Source organism: Sphingomonas sp. CBMAI 2297, assembly GCF_029870595.1.
Lineage (GTDB): Bacteria > Pseudomonadota > Alphaproteobacteria > Sphingomonadales > Sphingomonadaceae > Sphingomonas.
This window is the reverse complement of the sequence record NZ_JAPDIR010000010.1, coordinates 147,974-169,837: the sequence shown is the minus strand read 5'-3', so window position 1 is coordinate 169,837 and position 21,864 is coordinate 147,974. Positions and strand designations below refer to the sequence as shown.

Genomic DNA, 21,864 nt, shown 5'->3' with positions numbered 1-21,864 from the left:
GTGAGTTCAACGACCGCGAGGGTGGCTTTGGCGGATCAGCGGAAGATTTCGGGGGAGATTTCCGGCCTGCCTTCCATCCAGCGAGTCGCGCTGGGCGTGAACAGCAAGCCATAGGCGAAGATATGGGCCAGGGCCGCCAGCGCCGGGATCACCTGCGAATCGCTCGCCGTGCCGTTGACGAAGGGCATGATCGTCATGGGCAGGCCGAGGAAGAACAATGCGATGCTGATCCACATCGCCACTTTGCTCCGCCACAGGGAAATCTGCAGCGTGAGGAAGGCGGCCACCATGAACCAGGCGGCGAACACCAGCATGAGCAGGACTGCCGGATTGGCGCTTACCTTCGCCATGTGATCGCGCGTCGCATCCCATTTGAGCGCGCCGTCGAGCAGGTTCGCGAGCAACGCGGCGAAGGTGATCCGCTCGAAAAGAACGATCGATTGCGGCCGCATTCCCTTCCCCCTGCCACGATATGACATCGCCCCTCAGCGGCGCGCGGCGACGTGCTCGATGATGTCCTGCGGCGTGCGGAACAGCACGTCGGGCCGCATCGCGATCAGCAGCTCTTCCGCGGCATAGCCCCACAGCACCGATCCGGCGCGCATGCCCACTTCGCGCGCGGCATCGATGTCGCGGGTCTCGTCGCCCACCGCCAGCACCTCATGGGGCTTCACGCCCATCTTCCTCAGCACGCGGCGGAACTTGGGCGCCTTGCCGAACAGCGAGGAGCCGCAGGCGAAGCAATCGATCCGCGCGGCATGTTCGGGGCCCAGGATCTTGCGAACATTGGCCTCGGCATTGGACGTGACCAGCGCGATCTTCACGCCGGTGGCGGCGATTTGTTCGAGCAGGTCGGGCGTGCCCGGAAACAGCTCGATCCGGTGGGTGTTGCGCCCGACCATCTGGCGCACATGGCGTGCGATCAGCGGCAGCTTCCACTTGGAGATCCCCAGGAACTCGATCACGTCGCGCGAACTCTTGTTGCGCAGCATGGCCACTTCGTCCGGCTGGACCGTACGGAACCGGAATCGCTTCGCCAGCTCGTCGACGACCGAAAGGAACCAGTCCCCGCTGTCGGAGAGCGTGCCGTCGAAGTCGAAGATCACCAGCCGGATGGGCGCGGCATCAGTCATGCGCGTGTCCATTCCCATGCATGCGACATTCCGCCCCATCCCCCAATTCGATCTGTACGGTCGTATGATCGATCCGGAAGTCATGCGCCAGCCGATGTTGCAGTGCGATCAGGAACGCGTCGCCCGGATGGCCCTCCGGCATCACCAGGTGCGCGGTCAGTGCCGCCTCGGTGGTGCTCATCGGCCAGATATGGAGGTCATGGACGCGGCTGACTCCGGGCAGATCGGCCAGCGCGGCCTCCACCGCCGCCGAATCGATGCCCTTGGGCACCGCCTGCAGCGCCATGGTGAGCGATTCGGTGAACAGGCCCCAGGTGCTCCACAGGATGACGACGACGATGAGGAGGCTGACCACAGGGTCGATCCATTCCGCGCCGGTGAGCAGCATCAGCGCGGCCCCGATCACCACGCCCGCCGAGACCGCCGCGTCCGCCGCCATGTGGAGATAGGCGCCGCGAATGTTGACGTCGCCCTTGCGCCCGCGGGCGAAGAGCAGCGCGGTGCCCAAGTTGATGACGATGCCGGCGCCGGCGACGATCATCACCGTCACGCCGGGAATGTCGCGTGGTTCCGAAAGGCGCTGGATCGCTTCCAGCAGGATCGCGCCCACCGCGACGAACAGCAGCACCGCGTTCGCGAGCGCGGCGAGGATCGACGATCCGCGCAGGCCATAGGTGAAGCGCGGCGAGGCCGGGCGCTTGGCGAGCTCGGCGCCGCCCCAGGCGATCAGCAGCCCGAGCACGTCCGACAGATTGTGCCCGGCATCCGCCAGCAGCGCCATCGAATGGGTGAGGAAGCCGGCGGCGCCTTCGACGAGGACGAAGCCGAGGTTCAGGACCGTGCCGATGGCGAAGGCGCGCCCGAAGTCCGCGGGCGCGTGACTATGGCCATTATGGCTGTGGTTATGGTCGTGATGCGCGCCCATGGCTCCGCTCTTAGCCGTGTCCCGGCATGTGATGCTAGGACATCAATTCCGGCCGCGGCCCTTCTTGCCCCGGCCCATGCCCGGACCCGGCATGACCTGCGGCCGGATGGTGACCAGCTCCTTGCGCTCGATCACGCCGTTCTTGTCCGCGTCGAATCGCTTGAAGAGCAGGTCGAAGCGCTCCGCCAGCTCGGCGAAGGTCACCTTGTTGTCGCCGTCGCGATCCACTTCGAAGGGGCTGGGCACGGTGTTGCGATCCCCCATCCAGCGCTCCTGCCAGTCCGAATAGGCGATATAGCCCAGCCAGCCCTGATGCTGCGTGTCGACCAGGTCGAAGCTGTGCTTGAGTCCCGCGTCGAACTCGGCGCGAGTCACCTTGCCATCGCCGTCCGCATCGAAGGCGGCGATCATCATCGCCACCGGCTCGACGATCACGGTGAAGGCGGGCTGCTGGGTGGTGCTCGCGCCGATCGGCGCGGCGCTGTTGCCCTCGGGCGTGGGAATGCGTGTCCGCTCCTGCGCGAAGGCGGGAGTCGCGATCAGGGCCGCGAGGGCGAACAACAGGCGCATGAGGATCCTTCCGATTCGCGGCGAGGACGGCGCCGCGCCGGCACCCAAGCCGCAATCTGTGGCGAAGGTGGGGCATCGCGCGGCCTGCGGCCGGCTCCGCTCCCGGCGGACGGGCGCCGTCGCCGGCCGGCGACTCGCGCGTCCGCATCCATTTCGGGCGCATTAGGGCTAAACTCTCACCAAAAACCCCCGACTACCTAAGATACGCATCTTGCGTCGGGGGACGTCAGGCTATGGTGGCGATTTTCTCTGGACGGGACGTCGGCCTCGCGTTCGGCTCGGGCCGGATCATCGGGTCGGCGGGGCTGCTGGGCTCGGCCGCGCTGGGGCGCTCCGGCGAGCAGGTGCTCGTCAACGCCGCGACCGGCAATCTGGTGATCCATCAGCAGGATGAGTTCCTTGTCGGGCGGGGCCCCGATCTCGCCATCGAGCGCATCTACAACGGGCTCGGCGCCCCCTCCGATGACAATGGCGACAAATGGCGGCTCAACACCGATCGCTATGTCGAATGGGAGCAGGGACTCGGCAACGCGGTCCGGCGGGTCGCGGGCGACGGCTCGAGCGTCACCTATCTCTGGGACGCGGCCAGCGCGGCCTATATCGCCGGCGACCCGATGGGCGGCTTCGACACGCTGGTCCTGCGCAATGGCGAGTGGCTGTGGACCGATGGCGAGACGCAAGTCACCGAACGCTATGGGGCATATGGAAACCGCTGGCGGCTCGTCGCGCAATCCGACACCGACGGCAACAGCCTGACCTTCACCTATGAGGGTGCGCAGCTGGTCAGGGTCACGACGGCGGATGGCGGCTGGGTCCAATATGGATGGGACGGCGTCAATCTCGTCGAGCTCGTCACCGGCTTCGAGAACGAGGATCAGGGCCCCACATCGCTCACGCGCGTGCGCTATCGCTACGACACGGCGAACCGCCTCTCGCAGGTGATCGTCGATCTTTCGCCCGAGGACGGAAGCATCGAGGACGGCCAAGTCTACATCACCACCTACGATTATCGCTACAATTCCCAGCTGATCGCATCGATCTCCCAGTCGGACGGGACGCGGGTCGAATTCGACTATGACGCGATGGGCAGGGTCACCCGGGTGACCCAGATGATCTCGGGCGATGCCCGGTCGACCACTCTCGCCTATAGCGCCGACGCCAGCCTGAACGGCTATACCGCGATCACCGACCCGCTGGGCCAGGTCACCCGGATGGAATATGAGGGGGCCTGGCTCACGCGCATCGTGGCGCCTCCGCTCCGCCCCGGCGGCACCAGCCAGGCCACGCGGTTCTTCTATAACGGCGTCAATTGGTGGACGATGCTGCTCGGGGGGATCGTGGATCCGCTCGGCAACACGGTTTCCTATGCCTATGATGCGCTCGGCCACCGGCAGGCGACCACCCTGATCCCGAGCTATCGCACGGTCACCCGCAGCTTCGGCGCGCGCAACGAGGTTCTCACCGAATGGGAGAATCTGGCGGGGGGAGGGCAGGATCCCGTCATCCGTGCCACGCGCTACGTCTATGATGCCGAGCTGCATCTGCGCTACCGGATCGACGCGGAAGGCGGCGTCACGGAATATCGCTACGACGATTATGGCCAGCGCACCGACACGATCGAATATCCCGAGCAGCGCTTCGACATAAGCGGACTTGCCCGGGATGCGGCGCCGAGCGAAGCGCAGATGAACGCATGGCGCGCCGGCATCGCCGACCTGAGCTCGGTCCGGATCACCTCCAACCGCTATGATGTTCGCGGCAACCTGATCGCCACGATCAGCTATGCCGCCGCCACCTCGGCCGGCGTGCCGCTCGCATCCTCGGCCGATATCCGCACCGTCTATGCCTATGACGCTGCGGGCCGGCTGCTGATGCGAGCCCGCAGCGGCGAGCGTGCCGAGACCTATGCCTATGACGGGTTGGGCCGCGCGGTGATGTCGAGCAGCGGCGACGGCGATACTTCCCACGTCGCCTTTCTCGACGCGCAGGGGCGAAGGGTCGTCACGCAAGAAGGCGGCATGGTCCGGACCATGACCTATGACGCGGCCGGGAACCTGACCTTCTCGACAGAGGAGGACGTGACCGGGGTGATATACCGGTCGCGAGCCTATCGCTACGACCGGCTTGGCAGGCTGCGCACCACGATCGATGCGGATGGCGGCAAGCAGCATTGGCTCTACGACAGCGCGGGACAGGTCATTGCCGAGATCTCGGCATTGGGCGAGATGACCGAGTATCGCTACGACAATGCCGGCCGGCTCATCGCGACGATTCGCTATGACGGCCGGGTCGGTGCCGCCGCGCTCGCCGCGCTCGACGATCCCTTCGCCGCAATCGACCCCGCGCAGATTCGCCCGGCGACCAGTATCGACGACCTGTGGTCGTTGCGGGTGTATAATGAAGCGGGGCTGGGCGCGGCCATCGACGGAAGCGGCGGCGTCACCATCCATGGCTATGACCGCGCCGGCCAGATCGTCGATAGCCAACGCTATGCGGCGGCGGTCAGCCAGGCGACTCTCGACAGCTGGAAGGCCACGCCGCCGACCTTCCAGCAGGTGGTGCTGGCGCTCGGTGCCACCTATGCCTCGGTCCGCACCTTCTATGATCGTGCGGGGCGCCAGATCGGCACCCTCGACGGAGAGGGGTATCTCACTACGATCCGCTACGACGCGGCGGGCCGCAAGATCGAGGAGATCGCCTATGCGACCGCGGCGGCGGCTGGCCTGCGCGGCGCGGCGTCGCTCGACGAGATCCGGGGCAGCATCCAGGACAGCGCCGGCAACCAGCGGACCCGCTACGCCTATGACGGGCTGGGCCAGCTCCGCTACGTGATCGACGCGGGCGATCGGGTGACCGGCTATCGCTATGATTCGGCTGGCCGGCAGACGGCGCGGATCGAATATGGCGCCATCGCCTTCATGCCGAGCGGATTCGGCGAGATCGAGGCGGTGCTTCCGCGTATCGGCGCCCCGGGCTGGTCGGGCGTCCGCGTGACCTGGTCGATCTACGACGCGTCCGGCCAGCTGGCCTATTCCATCGATCCCGAGGGCGCGGTCACCGGCTACAAGCATGACGCGCTCGGCCGCATCGTCCGCACCACCGCCTATGCCATCCGATACGCCGCCGATGCTCTCCCGCATCCCGGCGTGATCGGCGAATGGGCGGAGACGCAGCGGGGCAATCCGCAGAATCGCGTCGCGCGCAGTTATTACAATGTCCGCGGCGAGTTGATCTACGCCGTGGACGGCGAAGGCTATGTCACCGGCAACAGCTATGATTTCCGCGGCAACCTGACCCTGGTGCGGCGCTGGCCCACGCGCATCTCCGTCAGCGACGAGACCATGGCTGCCGGAGTCTCGGCGCAACTCGGGGCCAGCGCGACGGCGCTGACCTATGCCTATGACGCGCGCGGACGGCTCGTCGACAGCTGGGACGGCGAAGGCGCGCGCCGCCATCTCGAATATAATCCCGACGGCTCGGTCCGTGCCGAGATCGTCGCCTATGGCACGTCGGACGAAGTGCAGACGCGGTTCGATTATGACGGTGCGGGCCGGCTGATCGCGCGCATCGATGCCTATGGCACCGCCGACCAGGCGACCACGCGCTATGGGCTCGACGGCTTCGGCAACATCCTGTCGGTCACCGATCCGAAGGGCGGAGTCACAACCCGCACCTATGACAAGCGCAACCTGCTGCTGAGCGAGACCAATGCGCTCGGCGGCGTCTCGCGCTATGAATATGACGCGTTCGGCGACGCCGTCCGGATCACCGATCCGCTCGGGAACGTCACCGAGAAGAGCTATGACGCGCTCGGCAATGTCGTGCGCATCCGCGATGCCGAGAACTACGTCACCGAGAATCGCTATTCGATGTTCGGCGACCTGATCGAAGTCATTCGCCGCGCCGCCCGGGGCGGCGCGCCCAGCGCCAGTGATGCCGTCACGCGGATGACCTATGATCGGCGGGGAGCGCTCCTCACCGTGACCGATGCCGAGGGCAGGCTGGAGTCGATCGGCCGCAACATCTTCGGGGAGGAGATTTCCCGCTTCGACGGAGTCACCTGGCTCGATTTCAAGGGCTATGACCGGCGCGGCCTCGTCGCCTGGAAGACCAGGATGGTCCCGTCCCAGGATTCGAACGGGGTCCAGGTCGCCTCCAGCGTCGTCACGCGCTTCACCTATGACGCCTATGGCAACCGGACCCGCATGGTCGAAGGCGAATATCTGCCCGAGCAGCGCACGACCAACTATGTCTATGACCGGAACAACCGCCTGATCGAGACGCGGGGCGACGCCGTCGCCGTCGTCAGCCAGTCCGATCACATGAGCACCACGCTGGAGGTGCCCACCCGTCGCTTCCGCTACGACGCGCGGGGCAATCTCATCGAGACGACCGAGGCCAATGGCGGGCGCGTCTTCAGCTATTACGACAAGCGCAACCGCAAGATCGTCGAGCTGAACGCGGAAGGCGTCTATTCGGCCTGGAGCTACGACGCCAATGGCAATCTGGTCGAGAGCCGGGTCTATGAGAACCAGTTCCTCCAGACGCTAACCTATCCCGGCGGCCCGCCCGCGCCGCGCCCCAGCGCGCCGCCCGCCGCCCCGGACGGATTGGTGCGGCAGACCTTCTTCGGCTATGACCAGCTCAACCGGCTGATCACCACCCGGATCGCGGGCGTGCGGGTCGGCGCCTGGAACGGATCGGGCTACGACACCAGCATCAACGACATCGTCACGACCAATGTCTACGACGCCGGCGGCAATCTGATCCGCACCGTCGACGGCAATGGCAAGAGCAGCTGGTCCTATTTCGACCGGTTGGGCCGCAAGGTCGCGGAGGTGGACCGCAGCCTCTATCTCACCAGCTGGGTCCTGGATGCGGAAGGCAATGTGCTGACCGAGCGCCGGTACGCGACGGCGTCGACCGTCACGCCCGGCGCGACGCCGCCCGCGATCGCCACGACCGTGGACGATCGCGAGACGGTGTTCACCTATGATCGCGTCGGCCGGCGCCTCAGCGAGACGCGGCGGAACGTCGTCGCATGGTCGGTCGGCGCCAGCGGCGCGCTCAGCCAGGCGCCGACCGATTCCACCGTGCGCTATCTCTATGACGTGCTGGGCCGGCTCATCCGCAAGACCGAGGCCACCGGCGACGCGGTCACCTATACCTATGACGCGGCGGGCCGGCTGATCCAGGAAACCCGCTCCACCTATGCCGGCACCGACGGCGCGGCCGCCGCCAGCCATTCGCCGACGGTCCGCTATTATTATAACGGCTTTGGCGATCTGACCCTCACCCGCCAGGGCAACATCACGCTCGCGGCGAGCGACCGCCTCACCAAATACAGCTATGGCACCGCCGGTCGTCTGCTCAGCATGACCGATGCCGCCAACGGCACCACCAACTACACCTATGACCTGTCCGGTAATGTCATCACCCAGACCTATGTCCGGGTGAAATCCGACGGGACGCAGGTGGGCGAGGGCATTCTCTACCGGTACGACCTGCTCGGGCGGGTGACCCAGCGGACCGTCGGCGCCTGGACCGGCAGCGCCTGGGTGCGGACCGATGCGCAGGACACGATCTACAACGCCTTCGGGCAGATCATCGCGACCGGCGTGAACGGCGGGGCGCAGGTGCTGTTCGCCTATGACGCCGCGGGGCGGCTCTGGCGGACGAACCAGGGCGACGGCGTGTGGCGCTATTATGTCTATGACCGCGCGGGCAACCAGACGCTGGTGATCGAGAGCGAAGGCACCGACCTGGCCGGCAAGACGCTCGATCAGGTGCTGGCGATAGCCACGCGCAACGGCACCTATCAGGTCGGCGCGACGCTGGTCGATGGCATCAATGCGACGATCAGATCCTATAGCGGGCGTGGCGAGCTCCTCTACGCGCTCATGCCCCGGCGCGAGCTCGACATGGCCGGCACCCTCGCCGATCAGCAGGACAGCCGCACCTACAATGCGTTCGGCGAGCTGGTCTATCAGTCCGTCAACGGGCGCGAGACCTATTATGGCTACAGCACGATGGGCCGCTCGCTCTGGATTTCCCAGGCGCAGGTGCAGATCCAGGGCGAGAATGGCGCCCTGACGAACGTCCGCCCGACCGAGACCTATTATTACGATCTTTCCGGACGGCTGGTTGGGGTGCGCGATGCGAATGGCGGCGTGAACACGCGCCTGCTGCTCGCGGGCAGCGGCTATGGCGGCACCGATCCGCTCGTGACGGCGGAATTCCATCCCGATGGCGGCGTCGTGCGTCACGATTATGACCAGTTCGGCGACCTGCGCAGGACGACGGACGAGATCAGCCGCGTCTCGACCATGACCTATGACGGCATGGGCCGGCTCATCGCCTCGGTCCGGGGCTATGAGACCGACTATTATTCCTATGACATGCTCGGCCGGCGCCTCAGGCATTGGACGGGAGCGCTCGGCGCGACCGTCTTCGACGCGACCGACTATGACGCGCAGGGGCGCGTGGTCCGCACGATCGCGATGGGCGGCGACACCACCACCATCAGCTATGAATGGCGCTCCACCATGGCGACGCCCGGCACCGAGACGGTCGGCGGCTGGGTGAGCACCACCACCTATGCAAATGGCCGCACGCTGGTCGAGCACACCGATTTCTTCGGCCATGACGTGTACCGCAAGGACCTGGGCGGGCACGTCTACACCTTCACCTATGACCGTGCCGGGCGGATGGTGACCAGCGCGCCGGCGGGCAGCGACGCCTTCACCTACACCTATCTCAATACCGGCTGGGTCGGCCGCATCGTCACTACCGGCCAGAGCGGCGGGACGCCGGTGACCGATCGTTCCACGACCTATGGCTATGATCTGTGGGGCAACCTCACGCTCGAGCAATATTCGGAGAACAGCCGCTACCAGACGAACCTTCGCAAGGATTATCGCAACGCGACCGCCACCTACGATATCCTCGGCCGGCTGACGCAGATCGTCGAGGCGGGCGCCGCCGTGGCGGCCTCGACGACGAGCTATTGGTACGACGCGGTCGGCAATGTGCGCCATGTGCGGGCGCTGCACTACACGCTCGATGCCCAGGGCAACCGCTCGTCCGCGGCGACGACCGACGACCGATGGTATCGCTACGACAGCATGAACCGCGTGGTGACGAGCCAGGGCGCGCTGGTGAGCGGCCAGATCGTCCGGAGCACGACCGGGATCGACATGCTCTATGACGCGGCGGGCCAGCGCGTGCAGGCGACGCGCTGGGTGACCAATGCCGATCAGGCCGAGCGCTATGAATATGACGCGCTCGGCAATCTGAAGACCGTGAAGATCAAGCTGGGCACCGCCGCCGAGCGGCTGGCGGCACTGTATCAATATGACGGGCTGGGGCGGCTGACCCGGCAGACCGACTATTCCGGCAACGGCACCGGTGTCGTCTATGACCGGCTGCTCGAATATAACACCAAGGGCCAGCTCTATCGCGAGACCGTGTCGGGGCTGCAGGGCAGCGACACCTACACCACCGTCAACACCTATGATTTCGGCACCGGCGGCAATTATGCGCTGGGCGCGGTGGTTGCCATCGATACCACCAATACCCGCAACGGCGCCGCGCAGCCCACGTCGCGGACCGAGAATGATTTCGTCTGGTATGGCGGTGCCGTCCAGTCGGCCACCCGCTACCGGGCCGACATCACCAAGGCCACGGTCTTCACCAGCACCTATTACAGCAATGCCTGGGGGCAGCTGACGTCGGTGGGGATCGCCGACGGTCGCCCGCGCACCGTGACGTTCGTGAACGACATGGCCGGCCAGGTGATCCGCCGCGACGAAGCCGACAACAATGGCAGCCAGGGCGATCCGCACGAGATCTGGTATCGCTTCGGCGGCGAGCAGCACGGCTATCTCGGCAACAACGGCACCTTCGAGACCAGCTACCAGGTTTCGATCACCAATCGGACGGCGGCGATCGGCACCGGCCCGTTCCGCCTGGGTTCGACGACTTCCGTCTCGCAGGTGGATTTCGACCAGAGCTACTCGCCGATCACCAGCTACACGCAGGGCGGCTCGGGCGGCAGCTACACGGTGCAGTCGGGCGACACGCTGCAATCGATCGCGGCCCAGCTATGGGGCGACGCTTCGCTCTGGTTCCGTCTGGCCGAAGCCAATGGCATGACGGCGTCGGGCGCGCTGATCGAGGGGCAGCAGCTGGTCATCCCCTCGGGCGTGCTGCGCAGCTCGAACACTGCGAGCACCTTCAATCCCTATGACCCGCTCGAGGCGCTGGGCGACACCAGCCCGACCACGCCGCAGCCGGCCGCCAAGCCGAAGAAGAAGAAATGCGGCGGCGTGCTCGGCACGATCATCATGGTGGTGATCGCAGTGGTGGTGACGGCTGTGACGAAGGGGGCGACGGCGACCTTCTTCGCGAATGCGCTTGGTGCGACCGCTGGCGCGGCAACCGCCGGGGCCGTTGGCGCGGCAGCCGGCAGCATTGCCAGTCAGGGCTTTGGCCTAGCGACAGGTCTGCAGGACAGGTTCAGCTGGAAGGGTGTGGCACTCGCGGCGATCGGTGGCGGTGTAAGCGGAGGCCTTCAGGCCGAGTTTGCGCAACGCGGCCTCGATGGAGCGATGCGGGGCAGTGAGTTCCTCGGGAACGTCGTGCGAGGGGCGGCGATCAATGGCGTGACCCAGGGCGTCGGCATCGTCACTGGATTGCAGGGCAAATTCGATTGGGCCGGGTTTGGAGCCGCGAGCATTGGCTCTGCACTGACAGCGGAAATCAAGGGCCGAATCCCCGACGGTCCTTCCGACAGTTGGTTCAAACGACTTCCAGGGGAGGTCCAGGAAGTCGGGAAGAGCATGGCGCAAGGGATAGGGGAGGCGGCCGCGAGGTCGCTTCTGACCGGCACCAGTTTCGGCGACAATCTCTTGAGGACGCTTCCTCAGGTCATCGGCGAGACGCTCGGCGAGCGGATCAATAAGTATATAGATTCTAAGGGTATCATACCTTCGGTTGAAGATATAAGGATCTCCAGTGCCGATGGTGGCGCACCGCCAGCCTTAGGCGGTGTGATAGATATTCTTGGTAAGATAAACGCTCTACCTATAACGATAGTAGGGGGTGCGATCGGCTTGCTGAACATGGGAATGGGTTTGCTGGCAGGAAATGACGTTAAAATTAGGTTCGAGGATAATTCTATCCAGTTCATTGGTGGGGGCATTGGTCAAGCCCGAGATGGTCGCCTGATATTTGGAGGAAGCGGCGCCGTTACACTCGGGAATGTCCAACTCTATGCGGGTTCAATAAATCCGGGTGCCGATGACACTGGGTATTCAGGATCAAAATATCGAGATTTCAATGGAATAAATGTAATTCGTACGGGCGATCATGAACAATCGCACACATATCAATACCAAAATCTTGGCCTGGCCTTCCTGCCTCTATATCTTCTTAACGGTTTTCAATCGGGGGCAAATTCGTTCGAGGCTGCGGCCGATCGCGGCGGGCGAGGGGGAAGCCCGTACCCGGATTATGTTCTTCCGTGGCATGCAAGGTGATTTCTAAGTTCGCGTAGACAATAGGTAGGAGGGTGCGGGCCCCGAGGATATGGGGACGATCCTACACAAGGTATGCGTCACGATCCGTTGCTTGACCGGGCTGCCGGCGATGCGGGCGCCGCTGCCGAAGGCCTCTCTCACGGCAAAAGCAGCGACGCGTCCCCATAGGAATAAAACCGATACCCCTCGGCGATCGCATGCGCATAGGCCGCCTGCATCCGCTCCAGCCCCATCAACGCCGACACCAGCATGAACAGCGTCGAGCGCGGCAGGTGGAAGTTGGTGACCAATCCGTCCACGCCCTTGAAGCGATAGCCCGGGGTGATGAAGATCGCGGTGTCGCCTTCGAAGGGGCGGATCAGCCCGTCCTCGCCCGCGGCGCTCTCGATCAGGCGCAGGCTGGTGGTGCCCACCGCGATCACTCGGCCGCCACCGGCGCGGACGGCGTTGAGGCGGTCGGCGGTTGCCTGGTCGATGCAGCCCCATTCGGCATGCATCCTGTGGTCCGCCGTGTCCTCGGCCTTGACCGGCAGGAAAGTGCCCGCGCCGACATGGAGGGTCAGCATGCTATGGCCGATGCCGGCTGCGTCGAGCGCGGCGAGCAGCTCCGGCGTGAAGTGGAGCGCCGCCGTCGGAGCCGCCACGGCACCGGGCGCGCTCGCGAACATCGTCTGGTAGTCATCGGCATCGCGCGCATCGGTGGGGCGCTTCGAGGCGATGTACGGCGGCAGCGGCATGCGGCCGCAGCGCGCCAGCAGCAGCTCGACCGGCTCGTCGCCCCGGAAGTCGAGCGCGAAGCTGCCGTCCTCGGCGCGGTCGCCGGCCGTGGCGATGACGCCCTGGCCGAAATCGATCGTGTCGCCGTCGCGCAGCCGCTTGGCGTTGCGGATGAAGGCACGCCAGCGGCGCGGCCCCTCGCGCTTGTGGAGCGTGGCGCCGATCCTGGCCTCTCCGCGCATGCCCTCGAGCTGGGCGGGGATCACGCGGGTGTCGTTGAACACCAGGCAATCGCCGGCCCGCAACTGGCCGGGCAGGTCGGTGACGCGCAGATCGCGTGTCTCGGCGCCGTCGAGGACGAGCAGGCGCGCCGAATCGCGCGGCGCGGCGGGGCGCAGCGCGATCCGGTCGTTCGGAAGCTCGAAGTCGAAAAGGTCTACGTTCACGGATAGTTTCCGCCGGGGCCGGCGCGCGTTATTGCGGCAGCGTCGCCTTCACTTCGCCCGGCGGCAGCGCCTTGGGGGCATCGGCCGGCAGGTTGGCATAGGGCGGCGGGTTGTCCGACTGGATATAGGCGTGGACGATCTTCGTCGGGTTGGCCGGCGGCTCGCCCCGCTCGATCTTGTCGACCCATTCCATGCCGGCAACGACCCGGCCGAACACGGTATAATCGTGATCGAAGGCGAGCTTGGGCGACATCATGATGTAGAACTGGCTGTTCGCGCTGTTCTCGGCCTCGGTCTTCTGCGCGGGCGTGGCATGGTCCGGCGCGCCGCGGCGGGCGGCGGCGACGGTGCCGCGCACATGCGGCAGGTTGTTGAACTCGGCCGGCACGTTGGGCAGGTCGGAATCGCCGGTGCCGTTGCCCTTGGGATCGCCGCCCTGCGCCATGTAATAGGGATCGTCGACCACGCGATGGAAAGTCAGCCCGTCATAGAAATGGCGGCGGGTGAGCGTCTTGATCCGCTCGACCATCTTGGGCGCGGCATCGGGGCGCAGCCGGATTAGCACGCGGCCGCCGGTCGACAGGTCGAGCACCCAGGTCTCGGCCGGATCCGCGGGCACCACCGCGGGATGGATGCTGTTCACATCCTCCGCGCTCACGCCCTTGAGCGGCTCGGCGGCCGGCTTGCGGGCCTTGCCCCCGCCGCCCTGGGCAAGGGCGGGCGTGGCGAACATCATCAGGGCCGTGGCGGCCAGTGCGGCAAACAAACGCATCAAATTCCCCACTCGGATATACACCCTCGACAGGCGCTCTAGACCAATAGCGTGGCCTCAACCACTCCCTTTGCGACCGATCACGGCGATGCGCGCGGTCATCTCGGCATGGACGGCGGCCGGCACGAACTTGCGGATATCGCCGCCATAGAGCGCGATTTCCTTGACCAGCCGGCTGGCGATCGGCTGGAGCGAGACATCGGCCATCAGGAAGACCGTCTCGATCCGGCTGTTCAGCTGCTGGTTCATGCCGGCCATCTGATATTCATATTCGAAATCGGCGACGGCGCGCAGGCCGCGGACGATCATGCTGGCACCCTCGCGCTCGGCAAAGTCCATCAGCAGCGAATCGAAGCTGACGACATGGATCTCGCCCGCGATCCCCGCCACTTCGCGCTTCACCATCTCCATCCGCTCCTCGACGGTGAACATCGGGTTCTTGGAGGGATTGGTGGTCACGCCGATCACCAGCCGGTCGCACAGCTTCGCGCCGCGCCGGATGATGTCCATATGGCCGAGCGTGATCGGATCGAAGGTGCCGGGATAGACGCCGGTGCGCACAGTCATAGGTCCTTTCCTCCGTCGCGATGACGGCAAGAATAAGTCACCGGTCGCGTTCCAATGTATAGCGGGCGATATCGCGCAGCAGATCGGCTTCGGCGCCATAGGGCTTAAGATGCGCGATCGCCTGTTCGACCAGCATTTGCGCCTGCGCCCGCGCGCGGTCCATGCCGAGCAGCGAGAGGAAGGTCTCCTTGCCCGCCGCGCCGTCCTTGTGCAGCTTCTTGCCGACCAGCGCCTCGTCACCCTCGGCATCGAGGATGTCGTCGGCGATCTGGAAGGCAAGGCCCACGTCGCGGGCATAGCCGCGCAGGCCGGTGCGGCCCTCCTGCGGCGCCCGGCCCAGGATCGCGCCGCTCTCCACCGCGCAGCTGATCAGCGCGCCGGTCTTCATCGCCTGCAGCCGGGTGACGGTGGCGAGGTCGAAGCTGGCCTTTTCGGCCTCCAGGTCCATCATCTGCCCGCCCGCCATGCCGGCCGGGCCGGCGGCGAGGGCGAGCGTGCCCGACAGCTCGATGCGGACAAAGGGATCGGGATGGGTGCGCTCGTCCGCGATCACTTCGAAGGCGAGCGCATGCAGGCAGTCGCCGGCCAGGATCGCGGTCGCCTCGTCGAATTCGCGGTGCACCGTCGGCTTGCCGCGGCGCATGTCGTCATCGTCCATCGCCGGCAGATCGTCATGGATCAGCGAATAGACATGGATGCATTCCAGCGCGAGCGCGGTGCGCGCGATGCAGGTCCTGTCGACGCCGAACAGCTGCGCGGTGGCGGAGACGAGCAGCGGGCGCAGCCGCTTGCCGCCGCCGATCGCGGCATGGCGCATCGCACGGTACAGCCCCTCGCGCGGATCGGAGGGAATCGCCAGCAGCAGGTCGAACTGGCGGTCCATTTCCGCCGAGACCTGCTTGAGCGCCGCCTGCAGCGCGAGGGAGGCGTGCGCCATGGCGTGGCTCAGCCGGCGGCGAAGGGGGCGGTGCCCGCGGCCCGCCCTTCGGCGTCGGTGCGGATTGCCTCGATCCGCGCCTGGGCGGCGTCGAGCCGCGCGGCGCATTGCCGGCGCAGCCGGTCGCCCCGCTCATAGAGGTCGATCGCTTCCTGGAGCTGCGCCTCGCCGCTCTCCAGCCGCGCGACGATGCGTTCCAGTTCCTTCAGCGCTTCCTCGAACGAGAGCGCGGTGACGTCCGCTTCTTCTGCCATGGTTTCGCTATGCGCCGGGCCGGGGCGCGATTGCAACCGCGCATCCCGCTTCCTAGCTGCGCGTTACGGGATCGGGCCCAAGGAGAAGCGCGCATGTTCACCAGCATCAATCCTGCCACCGGCGAGACGGTCGGCACCTATCGGGAGCTGGACGCGGACGGGATCGAGACGGCGCTCGCCCGCGCCGATGCGGCTTTCCGCTCCTGGCGCGATTCGCCGCTCGAGCAGCGGACCGCGTTGCTGGGCAGGATCGCCGACGCCTGGGAAGCGAACAAGCAGCATCTGGCCGAGACCGCGACCAGGGAGATGGGCAAGACGCTGGCCAGCGCGGTTGCCGAGGTGGAGAAGTGCATCAGCGGCTTCCGCCATTATGCGGAGAACGGCCCCGCTTATCTGGAGCCGACGACGGTGCGGACCGCGGGCGGCGGCCATGCGGTGGCGCGCTGGCTGCCGATGGGGCCGGTGCTGGCGGTGATGCCGTGGAACTTCCCCTATTGGCAGGTCGTGCGTTTCCTCGCGCCGACGATCATGGCGGGCAATGTCGGCCTGTTGAAGCACGCTTCGAACGTGCAGGGCTGCGCGGCGCTGATCCAGCAGATGGCGAGCGCGGCCGGCGCGCCCGACGGGCTGTTCCAGAACCTGGCGATTAAGTCCGACAAGGTCTCGGCGATCATCGCCGACCGGCGCGTGGTGGCGGTGACGCTCACCGGCAGCGAAGGCGCGGGTGCGCAGGTGGCGCAGGCGGCCGGGCGGGCGCTCAAGAAGGTGGTGCTCGAGCTGGGCGGATCCGACCCGCTGATCGTGATGCCTTCGGCCGATCTGGAGCTGGCGGCGAAGACGGCGGTCACCGCGCGCATCCAGAATGCCGGGCAGAGCTGCATCTGCGCCAAGCGGATGATCGTCCATGCCGATGTGTACGACGCGTTCCTCGACCGGTTCGAGGCGGGGATGAAGGCAGTGGAGATCGGCGATCCGATGGCGCAAGGCGCGGGCATGGGCCCGCTCTCCAGCACTGCCCAGCGCGACACGGTGCTCGAGCAGGTCGCGCGTGCCGTGGCCGAGGGCGCGACCCTGCGTTTCGGCGCGGAGAAGATCGCGCGGGAAGGGGCCTGGATGACGCCGGGCGTGCTGACCGACCTGGATCCCGAATCGGACGTGGCGAAGGAGGAGATCTTCGGGCCGGTCGCCGCCGTCTACAAGGTGAAGGATATCGACGCGGCGATCGCGCTGGCCAATGACGTGCCCTATGGCCTTGGTTCGGCGGTCTGGACCAAGGACGAAGCCGAGATCGAGCGCTTCGCCCGCGACATCCAGTCGGGCATGACGGCGGTGAACTCGCTGCTCGCCTCCACGCCCGAGGCGCCGTTCGGCGGGGTGAAGCTCTCCGGCCATGGCCGCGAGCTCGGTCCCTGGGGCATGCACGAGTTCATGAACCTGAAGGCCGTGATGTTCGGCAAGGACGTGAAGCCGGGGGACTAGGGCGAAGCGACATTCAGGCCAAGGATGTGGCCGGCGGGCCGGAGCGTTTCGAGCCAGCCCCTTGCGTCGCCCTGAGCTTGCTTGGCGCGCATCCCGTAAAGGCAAGCACACCCTATTCCGTCATCCCCGCACCGGCGGGGATGACGGAATAGGGCACTCCTTGTCCCAAGGGGATAGATGCCAACTTGTTTCAGGGTCCGAAGTGCCACCAGCGACATCGCCGGTGGAGAATTGGATGCTGAAACAAGTTCAGCATGACGGAGGGAGATGCTTCAACATGCAACTTCCACCCCTCGCCTCCGGGAGCGGAAGAGGCAGAGCTGAATGTCGATGCTGCCTGGACTAGTTCCTCCCCGAGACAAGCTCGGGGGAGGAATTTACGAAACCACGAATTTCCCCGTCATCCCGAAGCTCGCATGGAGCAGGTGGGTGCACCTGATCGGATAGGTGCCGGGCCCGGGCGCGGTGAAATGGAGGTCGACGACCGTGTCGCTGTCGAGCTCCACCTTGCCGTCCCTGATCTTCGCCCGGTCCGCCGCCGGCATCGCCGCCGCCGCGAAGAATTGCTTCGCCGCGAAGCTGTGCCCGCCGCTGCTGGTCAGGCGCAGCACATAGGTCTGGCCATGGACCAGCGCGATCGTCGACGGCGTGAACTTGAAGTTGGAGAGCGCGACGTCGATCCGCTGCTCGGGTGCCGGGGCCGCCGCCGTGAGCGCGAGCGCGAGCACGGGCAGCAGCGCCTTCATCCCCGGCGCTCCCCCATCACTTCGTTGATCAGGTCCTTGCGGCTCAGCTTGCCGATCATCGTCTTGGGCAGGCTCGCGCGCACCACCACTTCTGCGACGCGCTCATGCTTGCCGATACGGGCATTGACCCATTGGGCGAGCGCGGCGCCGTCGATCGGCGCGGCATCCTCGTCGAGCGTCACATAGGCGTGCGGCATCTCGCCATGATAGGCATCGGGCAGGCCGATCACGAGCGCCTCCTTGATCGCCGGATGCTGGTAGAGCACCGCTTCGATCTGGCTCGGGAACACCTTGAAGCCGCCCACCGCGATCATGTCCTTCAGCCGGTCGACGATGCGGATATAGCCGTCCTCGTCGATCAGGCCGACATCGCCGGTGCGCAGCCAATGCCTCTCTCCATCGACTTCGACGAAGACCTCGGCATCGGCGTCGGGGCGGTTCCAATAGCCCTTCATGATCTGCGGGCCGGCGACGACGATCTCGCCGGGCTCGCCTTCGGGCGGCGGCCGGCTGGGGTCCTCCTTGTCGACCAGGCGGACGCGGGTGCCCTGGATCGGCTGGCCGATCGTGCCGGGCTTGTTGAGCCCCGCATAGGGATTGGTCGAGACCACGCCCGAGCTTTCGGACAGGCCATAGCCCTCGATCACCCGCGCGCCGGTGATCCGCTCCCATTCCTCCTTGAGCTGGGCGGGCAGGGGCGCGCCGCCCGAGATGCAGAAGCGCAGCGACTTGAAGTCCTCGGGCTTCATGCCCGGCGCGTCGAGCAGCGCCTGGTACATGGTCGGCACGCCGGGCAGCGCGCGCGGCTGGGTGCGGCGCAGCTCGGCCAGCGCCTGCTTGGCGTTGAAGCGGGGCAGCATCACGATCTCGCCGCCGGTCACCACGGTGCGATTGAGCACGCAGGTATTGGCGAAGACGTGGAAGAAGGGGAGGACGGCAAGCACCGTGTCCCTGGCCACGCCCATCTCGGGATCGAGCCGCGCGACCTGGCGGGCATTGGCCGACAGGTTCTGGTGCGTCAGCATCGCGCCCTTGGGCGTGCCGGTGGTGCCGCCGGTATATTGGATCAGCGCCAGGTCCTTCTCGGGATCGATCTTCGGCGCGGTGCAGGCGCCGTCGTTCGCGATCAGTCCGGAAAAGGCGAGGATGCGTTCGTCCTGTGGACGTTCGGTCACCTCGGCGCGCTTGAACAGGCGATAGAAGAAGGATTTCGCCGCGGGCAGCGCGCCTGCCACCGATCCGACCACCAGCCGCTCGAGCGCGCTCTGCTCGAGCACCTTGAGCGCGGTGGGCAGCAGGGCCGAGGCCGAGAGAGTGAAGAGCAGCCTGGTGCCCGAATCCTCGACCTGGTGGCTCAGCTCCTCGACCGTGTAGAGCGGCGAGAAATTGACCACCGTCGCGCCGAGCTTGAGGATGCCGTAATAGGCAGCGACATAATGGGGGACATTGGGCAGGAACAGCCCGATCCGGTCGCCCGGGCCATAGCCCAGCGCCTTCAGGCCGCAGGCGACGCGGTTGGCGCCGTCCAGCGTCTCGCCATAGCTGTAGCGCCGCCCCATGAAATCGAGCAGCGGCGCATCGGGATGCGCGCGGGCGCTGCCTTCGAACAGATCGACCATGGACTGGGGCGGGAACTGCGTGTCCCATGCGCCCGGGTGACGATAGCTGGTACGCCAGATCTGTTCGGGGTCAGTCATTGACACAGGTGTAAGCAAGCCTTTGCGGGGGTCAAGTCGTAAGCCGTTTGCTCCAGGTGATGAGCACCGAGACGGCGAAGAAGCCGATGTCCAGCACGGCTTCGAGCCGCTGCGGCGAGAGATCGTCGACGCGCTGCATCTGGATGGCGATGTCCGCGCGGCGATTGGGCGAGGCGAAGGCGAGCAGCGCAAGCGCAGCTAGCGCCCCGAAGGCTATCCTTCTGGCTCGTCCCGACATGGTAAAGGCCATACGCCGCGCGGCGCTGCCGGGCAAGCGGGTCAGGCGGCTTCGCGATGCGCCGAGCGGGCGCGGTCGCGCCCAGCGGACTTGGCCTCGAACAGCGCGATGTCGGCGCCGCGATAGAGCGTCTTCCAGTCGATGTCGCTGGTCAGCGGGCCGGTGCAGGCGCCGATGCTGGCCGTGACCTTGAGATCGAAGGGCATGCGCGTGGTGCGCAGCCGGGCGAGCAGCTGCTCCGGTTCCACCCCGGCATCGGCGGGGGCCAGGATCGCGAACTCCTCGCCGCCCAGCCGGGCGACCAGCGCGCCCAGCGGCGCGCTCTGGCGCAGCGTGCGGGCGAGCAGGCGCAGCACCTCGTCGCCGCCGTCATGCCCCAGCGTCTCGTTGACGCGCTTGAAATGATCGATGTCGGCGATGAGCAGCAGCTGCTCGCCCGGCCGGCCGATCGCCTGGGCGAGGAAGGCGCGGCGGTTGAGCAGCCCGGTGAGCGGGTCGGTGTCGGCCAGGCGGCGGGCCATCACTTCGCTGGCGATCGCGTCGTCGCGCTCGTCGCGCAGCAGCTTGATGCGATAGGCGATGGCGAGGCTCGACATCAGCGCCTCCAGCGCCATCGAGAGGAGCGTCGAATTGTCGAGCCAGAAGCTCCATTGGAGGACGTGGAAATTGGCGAGCGTCCGCATCATCGAGGTGAGGATGGGCGCGCCCCAGCCGATCGCGAACAGCCACAGATAGTTGGAGCGCACCCGCCAGGCGCGCCACAACATGGGGGCCACCACCGCGCCGAGCATCAGGAAGACGGAGCTGAAGGCGGCATCGACGATCTGGACGTTGAGCGGCGCGAAGCAGAAGACGAGTAGCCCCACGCCGAACAGCGCCCCGGCCACCACATAGACGAAGCGGCCGACCCAGCCGGAGAACACCTGCTCCTCGAAGAAGCTGCGCGCGAAGATCAGCGCGCTCGCGCCGGTGAAGCCGAGCAGGAGATAGTTGAGTCGCAATCGATCATTGTTGGCGATGTCCGGAAAGGCCCAGGCCAGTCCGCCGGAGGAGGAGAAGACATAGCCGAGCAGCCCCAGCGCCATCACGCAGTAGAAGAGCTGGAAACGGTGGCGCAGCGCGCCCCACAGCGCGAGATTATAGACGAACAGCGCCAGGCACAGCCCGCCAAAGCCGGCATAGAGCCCGGTGAGCGCGATATTGGCCTGCTGGCTCTCGGCGCCGGTCACCAGTCGTGACCCCAGCATCACGCCGCGCATGTTCGCCGATCCCTCGACGTGCCAGAGCAGGCGCACGACCTTGGCCTCGCGCCGCGCGATCGGCATCTCGGCGACCGCGCCGAGCTCGACCCAGGGCGTGATGCCGCGGGCGTCGGTGCGCTGGGTCGTCATCCGCCCATCGGCATAGAGCGCGTGCAGCGCCAGGTCCCGCTGCCAGAGACTGGCGAAGCGCACCGAGAGCGGATCGGTCGTGCGGGAGCGCTGCTCGATGTCCCGCGAGATCACCCAGAAATCGCCGGGGCCGAGCCGGTATTGCGGTGTCCTGCAATCGAAGCGCTCGGGGTGGCGGATCAGCTCGGCCGGGTTCATTCCGCCGGTGTCGCGCAGCACGCAGACATTGAGCGCCTGCCCCACCATCCCTTGCGCCTGCGCAGGCGCGACCATGCCCAGCAGCGCGATCAACGCGCCGACAAGGACGGACAGCCGCAGGAAACGCAACGCCAGCATGGCGCGGGTCTACGCCCAACATGACAAACAACCCGTAAAGATACATGCGTACCGGATCGTCTTTATGAAGCCGCTCAGCCACTTATCCCGTGCCAGGGGCGCGGCGATGCGCGCCGC

Annotated in this window: 15 protein-coding genes; 2 read left to right on the top strand and 13 right to left on the bottom strand. The window is 66.4% G+C overall.

Annotated features, from left to right (window positions below):
* Positions 1-35: 35 nt before the first annotated feature.
* The 4 genes from OMP43_RS15400 to OMP43_RS15385 are packed head-to-tail and all read right to left on the bottom strand — an operon-like array spanning position 36 to position 2,628.
* The gene (locus OMP43_RS15400) at positions 36-452 is read right to left on the bottom strand and encodes a hypothetical protein (protein WP_280280399.1); all 417 of its coding nucleotides are present in this window, start codon (positions 450-452) and stop codon (positions 36-38) included.
* Positions 453-485: 33 nt separating this feature from the next.
* Positions 486-1,133, bottom strand: a complete 648-nt coding sequence (locus OMP43_RS15395; RefSeq protein WP_280280398.1) for an HAD hydrolase-like protein — start codon at positions 1,131-1,133, stop codon at positions 486-488.
* Positions 1,126-2,058 (bottom strand): cation diffusion facilitator family transporter, encoded by a 933-nt coding sequence (locus tag OMP43_RS15390; RefSeq protein ID WP_280280397.1) that lies wholly within the window; start codon positions 2,056-2,058, stop codon positions 1,126-1,128. The genes OMP43_RS15395 and OMP43_RS15390 overlap by 8 nt, the downstream gene beginning before the upstream one ends.
* Positions 2,059-2,100: 42 nt before the next feature.
* The gene (locus OMP43_RS15385; RefSeq protein WP_280280396.1) at positions 2,101-2,628 is read right to left on the bottom strand and encodes an EF-hand domain-containing protein; all 528 of its coding nucleotides are present in this window, start codon (positions 2,626-2,628) and stop codon (positions 2,101-2,103) included.
* 233 nt (positions 2,629-2,861) lie between these two features.
* On the opposite strand from OMP43_RS15385, the gene OMP43_RS15380 reads away from it, so the two are divergent.
* Positions 2,862-12,167: a LysM peptidoglycan-binding domain-containing protein gene (locus tag OMP43_RS15380; RefSeq protein WP_280280395.1), complete on the top strand. Its 9,306-nt coding sequence runs from the start codon at positions 2,862-2,864 to the stop codon at positions 12,165-12,167.
* Between the two features lie 137 nt (positions 12,168-12,304).
* On the opposite strand, the gene queA is transcribed toward OMP43_RS15380, so the two are convergent.
* Genes queA through OMP43_RS15355 form a run of 5 tightly spaced genes read right to left on the bottom strand, consistent with a single transcriptional unit; the run spans position 12,305 to position 15,860 of the window.
* Entirely contained in the window at positions 12,305-13,330 is a 1,026-nt protein-coding gene (gene queA, locus OMP43_RS15375) for a tRNA preQ1(34) S-adenosylmethionine ribosyltransferase-isomerase QueA (RefSeq protein WP_280280394.1), read from the bottom strand.
* A 28-nt stretch (positions 13,331-13,358) separates the two neighbouring features.
* Positions 13,359-14,102, bottom strand: coding sequence for a peptidylprolyl isomerase (locus OMP43_RS15370; RefSeq protein ID WP_280280393.1), 744 nt, complete (start codon positions 14,100-14,102; stop codon positions 13,359-13,361).
* A 57-nt stretch (positions 14,103-14,159) separates the two neighbouring features.
* Positions 14,160-14,669 (bottom strand): pantetheine-phosphate adenylyltransferase, encoded by a 510-nt coding sequence (coaD, locus tag OMP43_RS15365; RefSeq protein ID WP_280280392.1) that lies wholly within the window; start codon positions 14,667-14,669, stop codon positions 14,160-14,162.
* Between the two features lie 37 nt (positions 14,670-14,706).
* Positions 14,707-15,606: a polyprenyl synthetase family protein gene (locus OMP43_RS15360; protein ID WP_280280391.1), complete on the bottom strand. Its 900-nt coding sequence runs from the start codon at positions 15,604-15,606 to the stop codon at positions 14,707-14,709.
* Positions 15,607-15,614: 8 nt separating this feature from the next.
* Positions 15,615-15,860 (bottom strand): exodeoxyribonuclease VII small subunit, encoded by a 246-nt coding sequence (locus tag OMP43_RS15355; protein WP_086128559.1) that lies wholly within the window; start codon positions 15,858-15,860, stop codon positions 15,615-15,617.
* A 93-nt stretch (positions 15,861-15,953) separates the two neighbouring features.
* Between OMP43_RS15355 and OMP43_RS15350 the strand changes: the two genes are divergently transcribed.
* Positions 15,954-17,339 (top strand): NAD-dependent succinate-semialdehyde dehydrogenase, encoded by a 1,386-nt coding sequence (locus OMP43_RS15350; protein WP_280280390.1) that lies wholly within the window; start codon positions 15,954-15,956, stop codon positions 17,337-17,339.
* 377 nt (positions 17,340-17,716) lie between these two features.
* Here the strand turns inward: OMP43_RS15350 and OMP43_RS15345 are convergent, their stop codons facing one another.
* From OMP43_RS15345 to OMP43_RS15330, 4 genes are read right to left on the bottom strand one after another with little or no spacing between them, the layout of a single operon-like run.
* A complete protein-coding gene (locus tag OMP43_RS15345) occupies positions 17,717-18,085 on the bottom strand; it encodes a copper-binding protein (RefSeq protein ID WP_280280389.1) in 369 nt (122 codons plus the stop codon).
* The gene (locus OMP43_RS15340; protein ID WP_280280388.1) at positions 18,082-19,782 is read right to left on the bottom strand and encodes a long-chain fatty acid--CoA ligase; all 1,701 of its coding nucleotides are present in this window, start codon (positions 19,780-19,782) and stop codon (positions 18,082-18,084) included. Before OMP43_RS15340 ends, OMP43_RS15345 begins: the two co-directional genes overlap by 4 nt.
* A 31-nt stretch (positions 19,783-19,813) precedes the next feature.
* Entirely contained in the window at positions 19,814-20,020 is a 207-nt protein-coding gene (locus OMP43_RS15335) for a hypothetical protein (RefSeq protein WP_280280387.1), read from the bottom strand.
* Between the two features lie 41 nt (positions 20,021-20,061).
* The gene (locus OMP43_RS15330; RefSeq protein WP_280280386.1) at positions 20,062-21,747 is read right to left on the bottom strand and encodes a diguanylate cyclase; all 1,686 of its coding nucleotides are present in this window, start codon (positions 21,745-21,747) and stop codon (positions 20,062-20,064) included.
* Between the last annotated feature and the right edge of the window lie 117 nt (positions 21,748-21,864).

Excerpts from the sequence above, each read along its gene's own strand:
- OMP43_RS15400 (WP_280280399.1), bottom strand. The coding sequence starts at position 452 with ATGCGGCCGCAATCGATCGTTCTTTTCGAGCGGATCACCTTCGCCGCG.
- OMP43_RS15395 (WP_280280398.1), bottom strand. The coding sequence starts at position 1,133 with ATGACTGATGCCGCGCCCATCCGGCTGGTGATCTTCGACTTCGACGGC.
- OMP43_RS15390 (WP_280280397.1), bottom strand. The coding sequence starts at position 2,058 with ATGGGCGCGCATCACGACCATAACCACAGCCATAATGGCCATAGTCAC.
- OMP43_RS15385 (WP_280280396.1), bottom strand. The coding sequence starts at position 2,628 with ATGCGCCTGTTGTTCGCCCTCGCGGCCCTGATCGCGACTCCCGCCTTC.
- OMP43_RS15380 (WP_280280395.1), top strand. The coding sequence starts at position 2,862 with ATGGTGGCGATTTTCTCTGGACGGGACGTCGGCCTCGCGTTCGGCTCG.
- OMP43_RS15370 (WP_280280393.1), bottom strand. The coding sequence starts at position 14,102 with ATGCGTTTGTTTGCCGCACTGGCCGCCACGGCCCTGATGATGTTCGCC.
- coaD (WP_280280392.1), bottom strand. The coding sequence starts at position 14,669 with ATGACTGTGCGCACCGGCGTCTATCCCGGCACCTTCGATCCGATCACG.
- OMP43_RS15360 (WP_280280391.1), bottom strand. The coding sequence starts at position 15,606 with ATGGCGCACGCCTCCCTCGCGCTGCAGGCGGCGCTCAAGCAGGTCTCG.
- OMP43_RS15355 (WP_086128559.1), bottom strand. The coding sequence starts at position 15,860 with ATGGCAGAAGAAGCGGACGTCACCGCGCTCTCGTTCGAGGAAGCGCTG.
- OMP43_RS15350 (WP_280280390.1), top strand. The coding sequence starts at position 15,954 with ATGTTCACCAGCATCAATCCTGCCACCGGCGAGACGGTCGGCACCTAT.
- OMP43_RS15345 (WP_280280389.1), bottom strand. The coding sequence starts at position 18,085 with ATGAAGGCGCTGCTGCCCGTGCTCGCGCTCGCGCTCACGGCGGCGGCC.
- OMP43_RS15340 (WP_280280388.1), bottom strand. The coding sequence starts at position 19,782 with ATGACTGACCCCGAACAGATCTGGCGTACCAGCTATCGTCACCCGGGC.
- OMP43_RS15335 (WP_280280387.1), bottom strand. The coding sequence starts at position 20,020 with ATGTCGGGACGAGCCAGAAGGATAGCCTTCGGGGCGCTAGCTGCGCTT.
- OMP43_RS15330 (WP_280280386.1), bottom strand. The coding sequence starts at position 21,747 with ATGCTGGCGTTGCGTTTCCTGCGGCTGTCCGTCCTTGTCGGCGCGTTG.